The 14,158-nt window shown below is 38.1% G+C and carries 14 protein-coding genes; 8 read left to right on the forward strand and 6 right to left on the reverse strand.

Going from position 1 to position 14,158, the window contains the following annotated elements; translation table 11 throughout:
* Nucleotides 1-5 precede the first annotated feature (5 nt).
* Nucleotides 6-713 carry a TraX family protein gene (locus ACEN3Z_RS00270; protein ID WP_338487114.1) on the reverse strand — a complete coding sequence of 236 codons (708 nt, stop codon included), beginning with the start codon at nt 711-713 and terminating at the stop codon, nt 6-8.
* A gap of 273 nt (nt 714-986) precedes the next feature.
* On the opposite strand from ACEN3Z_RS00270, the gene ACEN3Z_RS00275 reads away from it, so the two are divergent.
* From ACEN3Z_RS00275 to rho, 3 genes are all read left to right on the forward strand, one after another.
* Entirely contained in the window at nt 987-1,817 is an 831-nt protein-coding gene (locus ACEN3Z_RS00275; RefSeq protein ID WP_171031303.1) for a hypothetical protein, read from the forward strand.
* A 10-nt stretch (nt 1,818-1,827) separates the two neighbouring features.
* Entirely contained in the window at nt 1,828-3,099 is a 1,272-nt protein-coding gene (locus ACEN3Z_RS00280; RefSeq protein WP_407089073.1) for a UDP-N-acetylglucosamine 1-carboxyvinyltransferase, read from the forward strand.
* A 128-nt stretch (nt 3,100-3,227) separates the two neighbouring features.
* On the forward strand, nt 3,228-4,493 hold the full coding sequence (gene rho, locus ACEN3Z_RS00285) for a transcription termination factor Rho (RefSeq protein WP_138404525.1): 1,266 nt from the start codon (nt 3,228-3,230) through the stop codon (nt 4,491-4,493).
* Between the two features lie 184 nt (nt 4,494-4,677).
* Here rho and ade read toward each other — a convergent pair whose 3' ends face one another.
* Nucleotides 4,678-6,417 carry an adenine deaminase gene (gene ade, locus ACEN3Z_RS00290; RefSeq protein WP_407089075.1) on the reverse strand — a complete coding sequence of 580 codons (1,740 nt, stop codon included), beginning with the start codon at nt 6,415-6,417 and terminating at the stop codon, nt 4,678-4,680.
* A 197-nt stretch (nt 6,418-6,614) separates the two neighbouring features.
* Between ade and ACEN3Z_RS00295 the strand changes: the two genes are divergently transcribed.
* Genes ACEN3Z_RS00295 through ACEN3Z_RS00310 form a run of 4 tightly spaced genes read left to right on the forward strand, consistent with a single transcriptional unit; the run spans nt 6,615 to nt 7,929 of the window.
* Nucleotides 6,615-7,064, forward strand: a complete 450-nt coding sequence (locus tag ACEN3Z_RS00295) for an aminoacyl-tRNA deacylase (RefSeq protein ID WP_407089077.1) — start codon at nt 6,615-6,617, stop codon at nt 7,062-7,064.
* A gap of 15 nt (nt 7,065-7,079) precedes the next feature.
* Complete coding sequence (locus tag ACEN3Z_RS00300) at nt 7,080-7,301, forward strand: YdbC family protein (RefSeq protein WP_138404522.1); 222 nt, start codon at nt 7,080-7,082, stop codon at nt 7,299-7,301.
* 1 nt (nt 7,302) lies between these two features.
* Nucleotides 7,303-7,704, forward strand: a complete 402-nt coding sequence (locus tag ACEN3Z_RS00305; protein ID WP_138404521.1) for a GNAT family N-acetyltransferase — start codon at nt 7,303-7,305, stop codon at nt 7,702-7,704.
* Between the two features lie 36 nt (nt 7,705-7,740).
* Nucleotides 7,741-7,929, forward strand: a complete 189-nt coding sequence (locus tag ACEN3Z_RS00310; protein WP_138404520.1) for a hypothetical protein — start codon at nt 7,741-7,743, stop codon at nt 7,927-7,929.
* Nucleotides 7,930-8,231: 302 nt separating this feature from the next.
* Here the strand turns inward: ACEN3Z_RS00310 and ACEN3Z_RS00315 are convergent, their stop codons facing one another.
* The 4 genes from ACEN3Z_RS00315 to ACEN3Z_RS00330 all read right to left on the reverse strand — a co-directional run bounded on the left by ACEN3Z_RS00315 (nt 8,232) and on the right by ACEN3Z_RS00330 (nt 13,403).
* On the reverse strand, nt 8,232-10,058 hold the full coding sequence (locus ACEN3Z_RS00315; protein WP_407089080.1) for an ABC transporter ATP-binding protein: 1,827 nt from the start codon (nt 10,056-10,058) through the stop codon (nt 8,232-8,234).
* Nucleotides 10,058-11,881, reverse strand: coding sequence for an ABC transporter ATP-binding protein (locus ACEN3Z_RS00320; protein ID WP_171031302.1), 1,824 nt, complete (start codon nt 11,879-11,881; stop codon nt 10,058-10,060). Before ACEN3Z_RS00320 ends, ACEN3Z_RS00315 begins: the two co-directional genes overlap by 1 nt.
* A 75-nt stretch (nt 11,882-11,956) precedes the next feature.
* A complete protein-coding gene (locus ACEN3Z_RS00325) occupies nt 11,957-12,679 on the reverse strand; it encodes a sensor histidine kinase (protein ID WP_407089082.1) in 723 nt (240 codons plus the stop codon).
* Nucleotides 12,672-13,403, reverse strand: a complete 732-nt coding sequence (locus ACEN3Z_RS00330; RefSeq protein ID WP_138404516.1) for a LytTR family DNA-binding domain-containing protein — start codon at nt 13,401-13,403, stop codon at nt 12,672-12,674. Before ACEN3Z_RS00330 ends, ACEN3Z_RS00325 begins: the two co-directional genes overlap by 8 nt.
* 298 nt (nt 13,404-13,701) lie before the next feature.
* Between ACEN3Z_RS00330 and ACEN3Z_RS00335 the strand changes: the two genes are divergently transcribed.
* The gene (locus tag ACEN3Z_RS00335) at nt 13,702-13,971 is read left to right on the forward strand and encodes a type B 50S ribosomal protein L31 (protein ID WP_407089085.1); all 270 of its coding nucleotides are present in this window, start codon (nt 13,702-13,704) and stop codon (nt 13,969-13,971) included.
* Nucleotides 13,972-14,158 lie beyond the last annotated feature (187 nt).

Here is a 14,158-nt window from a genome sequence, read left to right on the forward strand (position 1 = left end):
TCCTCCTAAGATAATAATAAATATGCTATCAGTGCATAAAGTAATAGATGAACTGGATAGAACCAGTAGAATGCTTTGGAGCTGAGATTTCCTTTTAAACCATTGTAAAAATAGGTAATAATGAAAGCAGGCATCGCAAACCAACTGCCGATAAATGCAAAAGCACCAAAAAGGGATTGGAATAACCGAAAATCCCGTAGGACATACAGAATAATAATGACGGATACGCCTAAAGTAGAATAATCTGTGTCCAAGATGAAGACAAATGCTAAGGAGAGCACAACCCCCACAAAGCGGTAAATGGGTTGCTCAAATTTTTCTATACACCAAATAGCAAACAGCCCACTAAATAAGGTGAACATCACATTCTGTCCAGAAAAATCAAAGAATGTATGCGATCTCGCTAAGTCAAAAGGAATTTCAGAAATTAGCGCAAAGATACCGAGACGTTTTAAATACTTTTTCACATCGCTTGTATGCTGAAAGCCTTCGACAATTAAAAAACAGAATAACGGAAAAGCGAGCCGACCGACTGCCCGACTTGCGGTGTACACGGAGTTCCATGTTTCGAAATTAGCTTGACCATTCCCCGCTTGCAACCAGGGCAGGAGCACGAAAGCACCTAAGTGATCAATTAACATCGAAGCCATCGCAATGATTTTGATGGTCGCACTATTTATAAACGTATTCTGAGGCTTATTTAAAGCTTCCATATGATAAAGTATCCTTTCTGAGTCAAATCCTTCATTTTGAAATACAATGTTTACATAACAGTAATTAAGTTATGGTACTGTATAGAAAATATTTTTTAACACTCTAATGTTCAATTAGAGGAATTATACATATTTTAACAAGAAAAACATGGATATAGTAGTCCTTTCTTTGAAGGATTCCGGGCTTATGTTAGAATCATAAAACAAGAATGTTAATTTATTAGGAGCGTTATGATATACTTCAACTATATAAAATTTAAGGAGAATGAATCCGTGACACAACCTTCACCGATCATAAGTAAAACTCAAATGACGTTGATTGATCATATGTTGGAATATAATCAATATCGACCGTTATTATCTTATATAAAAGAGAATACTACACTGAACGATTCCTACCTTACTCACTCAATTCAGCTTGCTCAAGCTTTTCTAGATGTAAATATTCGAGAAATTGAGCAACTAGCTCCCAAAGTAGACCGCCAATATTTACTCAAGCCCACATACCTAGAACGCCGAGTGTATAGCTATGCACATTATATGAATGTTCAATTTGAACGATCTGAATATATGGATTATTTTCGTGCACTCAGTCCGTTGTTGGTTGATTTACTGCGCTTAATTATCGAAGAAGATTTTATGCCGGAATTAAGTCAATATATCCAACCAATTGTCAAGGAAACCGTTGAAGGAACGCCGGTTTATCGTGGTTTACAGTGGAAGCAAGCAAAAGTGGAGGAAGAAGCGAATAAAGTGGCTGAGACCTTTACAAAATATTACGGCGACCGCTTCAATTATAAGCATTATGTAAGTTCGAGTCATTTATTAAAACTCATTGACGATCATAGTAGAAATGACGAAGTGAGAGCGAAAGCCATTTCTTTAAGACATATTGAAAAATATGTCCGAAATATCGTGGCTCACGAAGTAATTTATGTCAGTGATGAACTAGTTGAACGTCGTTCGGGGATGAACGTGAAACAAATTCATCGTCTCCTTCAGGAAGCACTAATACTTGCTGGACTAGATGACAAGCGCCAATGGGCGATTTTGAACGAAATAAATAAAGCAATTAAAAATAATATACAAGACAGAACGAATTAAGGAGCGAAACATGAAAAAATTAGTTATTCGTGGAGGAAAACCTCTAAACGGCGAAATTACAATTAACGGAGCAAAAAACAGTACGGTGGCACTAATACCAGCCGCAATTATCGCTGATTCACCAGTTGTACTTGAAGGCGTGCCAGATATTCAAGATGTTCACTCATTACTTGAAATCCTTGCTGAATTTAATGTAAAAACCGAATTTAAAAATAATACACTAATGATTGACCCAACAGATATGGTGTCAATTCCAATGCCAACAGGAAAAATCCAAAGTTTACGTGCATCTTATTACTTTATGGGAGCAACTTTATCGAAATTTGGTGAAGGTGTTATCGGACTACCTGGAGGATGTTTCTTAGGACCTCGTCCAATTGACCAACATATTAAAGCTTTCCGTTCACTTGGAGCAACGGTTGAAGACGAATTTGGTGTGATTACTTTATCAACGCCAAATGGCCTAGAAGGTTCAAGAATTTACATGGACGTTGTATCAGTGGGAGCAACAATCAACGCGATTCTAGCTTCTGTCCGCGCTAAAGGAAAAACAATCATCGAAAATGCGGCACGTGAGCCAGAAATTATCGATGTTGTGACACTTCTGAACAAAATGGGAGCAAATATCCGTGGTGCTGGAACAAGCTTGATCCGTATTGAAGGTGTCGACGAAATGCATGGTACCAACCATACAATCATTCCAGACCGTATAGAAGCGGGTACTTACATTACAGCGGCAGTCGCAATGGGTGAAAATGTTCGTGTCACAAACGTTATTTATGAACATATCGAAAGTTACATTGCTAAACTAGACGAAATGGGTGCGATGATGACGATTGGTGAAGATTCGATTGACATCAAGAAATCTGACAACTTAAATATGGTTAATATTAAAACACTGCCATACCCTGGTTTTGCGACTGACTTACAACAACCTTTCACACCATTACTTTTAAAAGCTCACGGTGAAGGAACCATTATGGATACAATTTATCCACAACGTGTGAAACACATTCCAGAATTAAACCGCATGGGAGCAAATATCAAAGTAGATGGTGATATTATCCGCATTAGTGGCCCATCGAAACTCCAAGGTGCCCCAGTCCGTGCAAGTGATTTACGTGCAGGTGCATGTCTTGTAATTGCTGCTTTAATCGCTGATGGCGAGACAGTCATCACAGGTGTAAGCAATATCTTACGTGGATATACTGACATCGTAGGTAAATTAAAAGCTATTGGTGCCGATATTGAAATGATTGAAGACGACACTGTCGAAGAATAATAAACATGACTATATTTGGGCAGATCAATTAAATTCTGTCCAAATATATTTTTGTATTCAAATCACCCCCACTCGCCCACAAAACAAACTCCCCACAAACATTCAAGTAAAGAAAAGGAACTGATAAAATGACAGATGCATTTTCATTGCCAACATTATTAAATAAAGACGTAAAAGAGCTCTATGGTTACGCCCGCGAACTTAAAATCCCTAACTATAGTGAATTAAGTAAAAAAGAATTAGCTTTAGCGATTATGCGTACACAAGAAGAGAAACAAGGCTTCTTCCAAGTTGAAGGAGTTTTAGATATTTTACCTGGGGATGGTTTTGGTTTTATTCGTCCAATTAACTACTCGCCGAGTCAAGAAGATATCTATATTTCAAATTCACAAATTCGCCGTTTTGATTTAAGAAACGGGGATAAAGTAGCCGGCCCAGCGCGTCCACCAAAATCAAATGAGCGCTATTACGGTTTGATGCAAATTTCAACCGTGAATGGTAAAGACCCAGAAGAAGCGAAAGAACGCGATCACTTCCCAAGTTTAACGCCATTATATCCAGAAGAACAAATTAAATTAGAGTACAAGCAAAATGCAATCAGTAACCGTTTAATAGATGTGTTCTCACCGATTGGATTTGGACAAAGGGGCCTTATTGTTTCACCACCTAAAGCCGGTAAAACTTCAACATTAAAAAGCATTGCTAATGGGATTTCGCATAATTATCCTGATGCAGAACTCATTGTGATGTTAATCGATGAGCGTCCAGAAGAAGTAACAGATATCGAACGTAGCGTGAATGGTGAAGTGGTTTCATCAACGTTTGACCAAAAACCTGAGAACCATATTCGTATTGCAGAATTAGTCTTGGACCGCGCCATGCGTTTAGTTGAAGATGGCCGAGATGTTGTTATATTAATGGATAGTATCACACGCCTTGCTCGTGCCTACAACTTAGTAGTTAAACCAAGTGGCCGTACATTAAGTGGTGGGTTAGATCCCGCGTCATTCTACTTCCCAAAACGCTTTTTTGGAGCAGCGCGTAATATTGAAGATGGCGGTTCATTAACTATTTTGGCGACAGCTTTAGTGGATACAGGCAGCCGTATGGATGATTTAATCTATGAAGAATTCAAAGGGACAGGGAATATGGAAATTCACCTATCTCGCCAACTAGCAGAACGCCGTATCTTCCCAGCGATTGATATTCAACGTTCAGGAACACGTAAAGAAGAATTGCTGATTCCAGAAGAAGAGTTAGACAAGATTTGGAAGTTCCGCAAAATGATGGTCGGAAATTCTCTTGAATACACTGATCAACTCATCGGAATTCTCCGTCACACAGATACTAACGAAGAATTCTTAGGGCAAATTGAAAAATTAGTCCAAAAATAATCGAAATTCAAGGGCGATGTCATGAAAATGATGTCGCTTTTTTATTTTGGGCTGGTAAATGGAGAAAAGCGATACTATGGGAACTCAAAGTGACGCTTCATACCAACCTTATTGTCCCAGACAATATCCATACGAAAAAAGACAAGCAATCTGCCAGTTAGCAGTTGCTTGCCTCTATAAGAGTTTATTCAGAAATTGATACTGGAACAAATTCAAATTTTGTTACATCAATCAAGCCCATGTCGGTAATTTTAAGTGCAGGAATTACAGAAAGTGGCATGAAACTTAAAGTCATAATTGGATCAACACGGTGAGAAATTTCTAACTTCTCGTGTGCAACTTTATTAATGGTATCTTGTTGTGCCATCACTTCTTCGGCTGTTAAATCACTCATCAAGCCGCCCACTGGGAGAGGAAAATTAGCAATGACTTGACCGTCTTTAACTAACACGACACCGCCTTGAAGTCGCTCCAATTCTTTCACAGCAAAAGCCATATCAGAATCATTTGTTCCCGCAACAACCACATTATGATTGTCATGTGCAATCGATTGAGCAATTGCTCCGTATTTCATTCCATAATCTTTAAATAGAGCCACACTCACATTACCAGTTAAGTGATGGCGTTCAATCACAGCAATTTTAACTACTGGAATGTCAGGATTATATTCAAAAATCCCATCAGCATCGCGGTCCACTTGAATAATTACTTCATTCGTAATGACTTCCTGTTCTACGACTTCGATGGCACGGACAGTATCAGACTCTAAAGGTAAAACTAAACGCTCTTCGCTAAAATCCTTATACTTCACGCTCGATTCAACGACTTCGTAATTGGCACGCTGAATCGGAACTAAATATTCGCCGTCTTTAGCAATCAATTGGCCTTCAACATAAGTGCGTTGAATAGTTAATTTATCGAAATTATCAAAAACAATGAAGTCAGCGCGTAAACCAGGTGCAATTGCTCCGCGGTCACGCAGACGTGTCGCTTCAGCAGTATTAATTGTTGCCATTTGAATGGCAGTTATTGGATCCAGACCTTCTTCAACACAAATTCGTAAACTATTATCTAGATGACCTAACTTTAAAAGTGTCTTTGCTTGGACATCGTCACCAGATAAAAGACAGCGACGGCTATTGGAAGAAGTGACTCCTTTAAGTAACATGCGTAAGTTTTGTGTCACAGACCCTTCACGCAAGAAGACGTACATTCCGCGACTTAATCGCTCATGCATTTCTTCAATCGTAGTACATTCATGATCATTTTCCACCCCAGCAGCAATATAAGCATTCAAATCTTTACCTGTAACCATCGGACTGTGTCCGTCAATACGCTTGCCGTGCTCACGAGCCACCATCACTTTGTCAATGACGCTATCCTCATTATTAATAATACCTGGAAAGTTCATAAATTCAGCTAAACCATCAACTTGCCCGTCAATAATTGGTTGAACCATATCTTGGGCAGTGATAACTGCGCCAGAGTTTTCCATATTCGTTGCAGGCACACAAGAAGGCATCATATAACGGATATCAATCCCTACATTCTGAGATGCATCAATCATGTAGCTTAATCCGTCCATGCCAACCACATTAGCAATCTCATGAGGATCTGCAAGCGCCGTTGTTGTCCCATGAATCGCTAATAACCGTGCAAATTCTTCTGGAGTCACATAGGAAGATTCAACATGAATATGTGGTTCGATTAACCCGGGTGCTACAATCTTACCTGCTAAGTCGTGAACCTCTTTACCTTCATAATCGCCCCCAATGCCGGCAATGACGCCTTCTGTGATCGCAATATCCCCTTCAATTAATTGCCCTTGATAGACATCGACAATTCGTGCATTTTTAATGACGAGATCTGCCGATGTTCGCCCTGCTGCCACGTCGATTAAATGTTTTAGTGATGCTTTATTCATGATGTCCTCCTTTAAAAAATAACTTTTATCTATAATAGGCAATAGATGGACTACCTTTCAATGATTAGCGGATAATAAACGTATAATAAATACCATTGTTCGTGTTATTCACTGAAGTGAATAAGTTGTTCTTATTTTATACTAGCTTGCATTTCAGTTATAATGATAGTGTAAAGAAGGCAAAGACAGGTGATAAAATGGCGAAAAAAGATAAAACAAATGTGATGCGTGTGCTTGAGCAAAATAAAATCGAGTATACTGGCTATCAATGGGAAGATGTAGACAAATTAAAGGTTGAGTCGCCCATTTATAAAACCCTTGTTACACAAGGGAAATCGGGTGAACATTACGTCTTCGTTGTTCCAGTAACGCAAGAATTGAATTTAAAAAAAGCCGCTAAAGCTGTTTGCGAAAAAAATATTCATATGATCAAAGAAAAAGAATTACTTCCACTCACAGGCTACATGCATGGAGGTTGTTCACCCATTGGGATGAAGAAGCAATTTAAGACTGTGCTAGATGAATCGGCGAAAGAGTACGAACTTATTTTATTCAGCGGAGGAAAAGTTGGCTTTTCAGTGGAAGTAAACCCAAGGGATTTAGTAGCAGTTATTAACTTTGAACTCGCAGATATTGCGACAGCATAATAGAGGAGAGATAGTATGGCAGACTTTAAATTTGAAATTATAGAACATTACGGCCAATTAAGTGAGAATGCGAAAGGCTGGTCAAAAGAATTAACAAAAGTGAGTTGGAATGAACGTGAGCCCAAATTTGATATACGAGACTGGAGTCCAGAATACGACAAAATGGGGAAAGGACTAACTTTTACAGAAGAAGAATTAAGAGTACTTCGCGATGTATTAAATAAGATGGATTTATAAAATGATTGAATACCAAAAGAAAGTCGATATTACCCACGAGGCACTGATTTATTTATATGAAAGTGTCGGATGGAGCGCTTACACACAAGATAATCCGGACTTAACGAGTTTACTCGAAGGAGCCAAGCATTACTTAACAGCTTGGGACGGAGAACGTCTAATTGGCTTGATTAGAGTCGTAGGCGACGGTGTATACATTGCTTATATTCAAGATGTTTTGGTCCATCCTGATTATCAAAGGCAAGGAATCGGAAAGTATTTAATGCAAAAGATGTTAAAAGAGATCCGATACGCAAAGCAGATTATATTAACTACTGAGAATTCACCTGCAACGAAAGCATTCTATCAGTCACTAGGAATGAAGGAATTCAATGAAACTGGTGCGTTAGGTTTCTCAATGTAGCGTGCTTGAGATGAAAAAGTCGAGGAGGACTTTATCATGAGTAAACAGAAGAAGAGCGATAACAAAGGTAATACTGGGATGTGGATGGGAATTTGTATAGCCTTAGGAGTTGCTTTTGGGATAATGATGGACAATATTGGAATAGGGATTGCATTAGGCGTAGCCTTTGGAGCTGCCCTTAGCTCAATCAATAGGGACCCAAAAGAAAAAGATAAAGAGAAGTAAACTATTGAACAGTCATCAGGTACTATATGTCGTTGATCAACACTATAGGTGAATAAAAATTGACTAAAAATAATAAAAATAAAAAAGGTGTGTTGTAAGATGAAATGCAACACACCAAATTCTTATTAAATATTTCTGCTTTAAGTTGAGTTTAGTAGATTATTATTTGCTGAACTTCACTTTCAAACAGAAATGTTGAGTTCAGCTTTGGCATTTACCAATGAACTGCATTTTTAACGAAAAAAATGGAGTTCATGTCAACAAAAAACGCTAAACTTCAATTCTCTCACTTTCACTCTTACTTACTGATAATACTGTGCCTGTGCACTCCATAATTCCTGGTACTTTCCTTTTTCATTCACCAGTTCTTTGTGTGTGCCTCTTTGTACGATCTCCCCTTGATCAAAGACGAGTATTTCATCGCAGAATTTGGAGCTTGAGAGTCTATGGGAAATATAAAAAGCTGTTTTATCTTTTACTAAGTTATCAAAGTTTTGATATATTTTAAATTCAGTCATTGGGTCCAGTGCAGCGGTCGGCTCATCTAAAATCATAACTGGCGCATCCTTATATAAAGACCGAGCGATGGCTATTTTCTGTTCTTGGCCCCCAGAGACACTGACGCCTGATTCTTCAAATTCTGTTCCCAGGTAGGTTTCTTCCTGATTGGGTAGATTTCTAACGAAGTCGCCTAACCCGACTTTATCTAAGGTAGACAACACTTTCTTTCTATCAAAAGAGGGTTTTACAGAAACGTTTTGTCCCAATGAAAATCCGACTAGATGGTAGTCCTGGAAGACAACGCCAAACAGATTGAAGTATTCTCTTAAATCATACTTATGGGCATCGATTTTATTCATTTTTATTGTCCCTTCACTCGGTTCATATAAACGAATCAGTAGCTTAATAAACATTGTTTTACCTGAGCCATTTTCTCCAACTATGGCATACTTTTTACCGACTTCAAACTTTTCAGTGATGTTCTTTAGGACTGTTTCATCTGAGCCGGGATAAGAAAAACTCATATTCTCTATTGCGAAATGATAGTCATTATCTAACCTTTTTTCTACAGGTAAACTGCCGACGACCTCTTCATCAGGCAAGTCCATGAATGCATAATACTGCTCTAATTCACCTGGTGAAGAAATCATCATCATGCCGTGCTGGATAACATCTGGTAAAGCAGAGACCATTTGACTGAGTGCGCTGGAAAGTTGAATAATCAAAGCAACAGGTAAAGCTCCGATTAAAACAAGCAAGCCGACATAGGCATAGGTCAAATAGGTCATCACCTGAAATAAGCCGGTAGTAGGGATCATCATGGATCGAAAGCGTTTATAGTTTTCAGACAGTAATCTCCCTGTCTGTTCAGACTCAGCTCTTTTATTTTCGATCATTTTTTCAGTTAAATTGTAGAGGCGCATTTCTTTTCCGGACTTAAAGTCCTGAAGGATCCCATCTTCATAGAAAAATCGGGCATTAGATTCTTTCAATTCCGCAAGAAGCGCTTTTAGCCGTTCACCTGATTTTTTGGATGACGCGATTTGAATCCATACACTGATTCCAATCAGTAGAAGAAAGACACTGATAACAAGACTTGGGTGCATCCACCAAAAGTCGTCTGGTAGTAAGCCGGTGTCTACTCTAAATAACGGAGTGAGTAAAATAACCCCCCATATAATACTGACCAATCCAGGCATCATTTCTTTTATACGGACATTGATCATCGGAAGAGAAGATTGGCTGCTCATCATATTTCGGTTGATGATTTCTAATTCTTCTCTTACTTCTGAACTTTCCGCATAATGGTAATGCATAGTTAACATCTTTTTATTTGGTTCAGCAAAGAGTTTTCTAATAAACAGAGAATCCTCATGAGTGATTAGCGGGTCTATCCATCCAGAAATCAGTTGCAACACCAACAAGATGACCAAATACTGCATGATTAAAGAAGGGATGCGTGTCATGTCATCTCTTGTTAAGGCATCCACAATTTGGGTCATATAGATGTAGCCGATAAAAGGCAAACTGTATCTCGCCAATGATTGGACAAAGAACAGAACATAGTAAGTTTTGCCAACTCTAAACAAATCTTTAAAGGCACGTTTATACACGGTCAGCTTTTCCATTAAATCACCCCTCCTGTTACGACTGGCTCGTCTTCTTCCTCTTTTTCTTCCTTATCATGTTTATAGTAATAGGCTTGTGCTTCGTAAAGCTTAAAGTAATCTTTTTGCTCAGCCATTAATTCTTCGTGCGTTCCGACTTCTGTTATATCTCCATTTTTGATGTAAATAATGCGATCACAAAAACGGGTAGACGAAAGTCGGTGAGATATAAAAATAGATAATTTATCTTTAGAAAACTGGAAGTAATCCTGATAAATCTGATGTTCGGCGATCGGATCCAAAGCCGCAGTCGGTTCATCCAGTAAGAGAACGGGTGCGTCTTTATATAAGGCTTGAGCTAGTTTCAATTTTTGTAACTGCCCTCCCGACAAATTCACTCCATCTGGATAAACAGCGCGCACAATTTTTGTCTCGTCTCTTGACTTGAACTTTGAAATGATGTCAGTCAAGCCACTTTGTTTCAAGACACGATTATACTTTAATTCATCAAAGGGCAAGCCTTGAATGACCGTCTCTTTAATGGAATAGGTCAATAAAAATTTCTCCTGAAATACAGGCGCAAATAAAGCATAATAGTCTGAAATGTTAAACTCACTCTGAGCTACTCCGTTAATATAAATTTCTCCAGTATCTGGTTTAAGTAAACCGGCAATTAAATTAGTCAGTGTCGATTTCCCAGCCCCGTTTTCTCCTACTATAGCTAAATTTTCGTATGGTTTAATGGTTAAAGATACATTGTTTATCGTTGATGTATCATTATTTGGATAAGTATAGGTCACATTTTTTAATTCAATCGACAGAGGTTCTTTTGGCAAAGGTCTGCCTTCTCCATGGTTAAATATTTGACCTTGAGACATAAAGTCATCATATTTTTTTGTCTCGTTTAAACTCGTATTCATTTTGCCTATAGCGTTGACTAAAGTCATGATGGTTTGAGCTAAGATCGTGACAGACCCGGCAAAGATGACAAAGCTAGAAACCGGAATCGCTCCTGCCGCAATCAATTGAACACTTCTAATATAAGATAAGGCAGATAGACCGATAATCCCTATATTTACCAGAGTACTTTCTGTCCATGTCAACTTTACTTTCGGTTTGATAAGCCGGTGGTATTCCGCAATTGTTTTATCTTCAATCTGCTTGAACCAGTCTTTCATCTGGAAAATACGTACATCTTTAGTGATACGGGATTCCCCATACACTTTTTTCAAGTAACGTAATTTTTGAGAATTGGCTGCTTTCGCTTGAAATAATTTCCGGTCCATCTTCACTTGCCATACGTTAAAGAAGACAACGATGAGCAGAAACACACCCACTAAAACAAGAAACAGAGATTCTAATTGACTTAATATATTGATATACAAAACAACCCCTAGAAATGAACTGCATAATTCAATAATTTCTGTTACTAATCGGCCAAAAAGGGTCGTGTTGTTATCGGTCAATTCACTGGCATTGTTGTATCTCTCCTGCGCTTCTTTTCCTATAATGAGCGGATAATCCAGCTTCAAATACTTCGTTTCAATTTTATTTCTCATGAAATCTCTCAAATGGTTCATATTCTCTTCTTGGTAGAGCATAAAATAGTAGTTACCCATTTGAGCGATGCCAATAAGAGCAATAAATACGAGTAATCTTAGTAGGTATTCTCTAATCGCTACCCCTTCCATTGACCACTGAATCACAAAAGCAGATAAAAGCAATTGGAGTAAGGGTAAGGCCGCGCTAATAAGGGGAGCTAATAGAATGGCTATAAATACTGTCGGTTTGAATGCATATAATTCCTTCAATAGAATTTTTGTATACTTCACTTTTTCTTTCATCTTCATCACCTCAATCGTATCTTACCAAAAAAAATACACTCCCTATTCAGAAGTGTATGAATGGTTAGTATTTGGTTACGAACGGTTTTTAAGCGGCAATGTCACTTCTGTCGCAAACACGCCATCTTCCCATTTACGGTTGACCATGCCTTGATACCTCTCCACTGCCTGGTCAATTCGGTACAAGCCATAGCCTCTTCTGTTGATGCTTTTTAATGTAAACAGAGAAGGTTTTGGATTCTCTGTCATCGTGTTCGTCACATTAATATATAACGTGTTTTTCATTGGTGCTATGTATAAACGAATAAAACGTTCATCAGAAGAACTGGATTCTTTCTCAGTCGCTTCTATAGCATTAGTCAGCAAGTTACCCAATATAATTGCTAAATCGACATGCTCTACACCCAGTTCATTTGGAGCAATGGCTGTCGCATAGAGGGAAATCCCTTTTTGTTTAGCAGCTGTCAACTTTGTATTAACGATGGCATCTATCATCGTATTTCCTGTTTGAATGATCGTATCGACTTGATTCAATTCATTGGTCAGCTGTTTAATATATGCATCCAGTTCATCCAGACGGTGGTCATTCATTAAGGTGTGCATCACCTGTAAATGATTGCGATAGTCATGACGAATGCCTCTCATCTGTCTATAAATCGTTTCGACTTCTACACTGTATTGGTCGAGTTCCTTTTCTTGTATTTTATAAAAATCAATGCTCTTTTTTTGCCTAACTATAACTATCCCTGCACTGAGAAGGATAATAAGTACGACGGTTAGTCCTATCCAATCAGTCATTGTAAAACACCGCTCCTTTATTAAAGGCAATAAATTTTTCTTGAACTGTTTTAGCGAGACGCCTAGAAACAGGGACGGTTTGTCCGTTGGATAATTCAACATCTGTTTTTAATAGGCGATGGATGTGAGCGACATTGACTAAGTAACTTCGGTGAGTCTGGATAAAGTCAGCGTTAAGCTTGTCCTCCAATTCTTTTAAAGGACGAGTGACGGTTATCACTTGATTGTTTAAATGAATCTCACATTCACGTTTAATGACTTCAATGTACAGAATATCATCCAGTAGAAGTTTATGCATCTCACCTTCTGCTTCCAGTGTTAAGGTTTCTTTCACTAAGGGTTTTTTATCGAGATGTCTTTGAATGACTTGCTTAATTTTGTCTCTTTCAATGGGTTTGAGTAGGTAATCCAGTGCCTGGACTTCATAACCTTGAACGGCATGTTCGGCGAATGCGGTCGCAAAGACGAGCGTCACTTCATGGTCTATTTCTCTTATTTTCTTAGCCACTTCCAACCCATTAATCTGCTTCATCTCGATGTCCAAGAATACAATATCTAAGCCCTTGTTGTCTTCTAACTCAAAAAGAAAGGCTTCTCCACTTGAATAGGAGGATACTTTTGCGTGTAGACCCATTTCTTTGATTGTTTGATTGATTAGTGACTTCATCGCATCGAGTTGAATGTTTTCATCATCTACTATCGCTATGTGTAATTCTTTTGACATTCAAAGACCTCCTCTTCTCCAATACTCATACTATCCGTTCCACTTGATTTTTCCTAATCATCGTCGTTAGACATAATATAACATAAATGATTGATGGCAATAACAAACAATTAGTGGTTGGTCGTTTTTTTAAGCATTATGGTGTTTATTATTATGGTGTGTTGTAAGATGAAACGCAACACTAAAAAAAGTCTTTGCATTCAAATATCAAACGTGGTATTATACTGATGTTGCACGCAAATGCATAATAATTAACTGTGGTTTAGCATATAAATCACGGCAGAAAGGAAGTAGACATATGAAAGCAGGAATTCATCCAGAATATTCACAAGTAGTTTTCCGTGATACATCAACAGGTTTTGAATTTTTATCAGGTTCTACAAAAACATCAAATGAAATAGTAGAGTGGGAAGATGGAAACACATATCCATTAATCCGTGTTGAGATTTCTTCAGATTCTCATCCATTCTATACAGGACGTCAAAAATTCACGCAAGCCGATGGACGTGTGGACCGTTTCAACAAAAAATTCGGTTTCGCAGACAAGAACGCAAAACAAGAAGACTAATAGCATAGAAATGTTGTTAAAACAACATTCAAGAGGTTTACTGTTCATAGCAGTAGACCTCTTTTTTTGTTTGTTAGATAAATAACTTAAAAAATTTAAGAATGGGATTGTATTAAATTCACTATCGTGTCTATTTGTAAAACATTAAGCACGCTGGACAAACTACTTTTCATTTGGTGCGTAAAGG

This window comes from Ruoffia sp. FAM 26254, assembly GCF_045528545.1.
GTDB lineage: Bacteria > Bacillota > Bacilli > Lactobacillales > Aerococcaceae > Ruoffia > Ruoffia halotolerans.

Bases quoted from the DNA above. Each gene is read 5' to 3' on its own strand.
- ACEN3Z_RS00270 (WP_338487114.1), bottom strand. From the start codon at position 713: ATGGAAGCTTTAAATAAGCCTCAGAATACGTTTATAAATAGTGCGACC.
- ACEN3Z_RS00280 (WP_407089073.1), top strand. From the start codon at position 1,828: ATGAAAAAATTAGTTATTCGTGGAGGAAAACCTCTAAACGGCGAAATT.
- rho (WP_138404525.1), top strand. From the start codon at position 3,228: ATGACAGATGCATTTTCATTGCCAACATTATTAAATAAAGACGTAAAA.
- ade (WP_407089075.1), bottom strand. From the start codon at position 6,417: ATGAATAAAGCATCACTAAAACATTTAATCGACGTGGCAGCAGGGCGA.
- ACEN3Z_RS00295 (WP_407089077.1), top strand. From the start codon at position 6,615: ATGGCGAAAAAAGATAAAACAAATGTGATGCGTGTGCTTGAGCAAAAT.
- ACEN3Z_RS00300 (WP_138404522.1), top strand. From the start codon at position 7,080: ATGGCAGACTTTAAATTTGAAATTATAGAACATTACGGCCAATTAAGT.
- ACEN3Z_RS00305 (WP_138404521.1), top strand. From the start codon at position 7,303: ATGATTGAATACCAAAAGAAAGTCGATATTACCCACGAGGCACTGATT.
- ACEN3Z_RS00310 (WP_138404520.1), top strand. From the start codon at position 7,741: ATGAGTAAACAGAAGAAGAGCGATAACAAAGGTAATACTGGGATGTGG.
- ACEN3Z_RS00315 (WP_407089080.1), bottom strand. From the start codon at position 10,058: ATGGAAAAGCTGACCGTGTATAAACGTGCCTTTAAAGATTTGTTTAGA.
- ACEN3Z_RS00320 (WP_171031302.1), bottom strand. From the start codon at position 11,881: ATGAAAGAAAAAGTGAAGTATACAAAAATTCTATTGAAGGAATTATAT.
- ACEN3Z_RS00325 (WP_407089082.1), bottom strand. From the start codon at position 12,679: ATGACTGATTGGATAGGACTAACCGTCGTACTTATTATCCTTCTCAGT.
- ACEN3Z_RS00330 (WP_138404516.1), bottom strand. From the start codon at position 13,403: ATGTCAAAAGAATTACACATAGCGATAGTAGATGATGAAAACATTCAA.
- ACEN3Z_RS00335 (WP_407089085.1), top strand. From the start codon at position 13,702: ATGAAAGCAGGAATTCATCCAGAATATTCACAAGTAGTTTTCCGTGAT.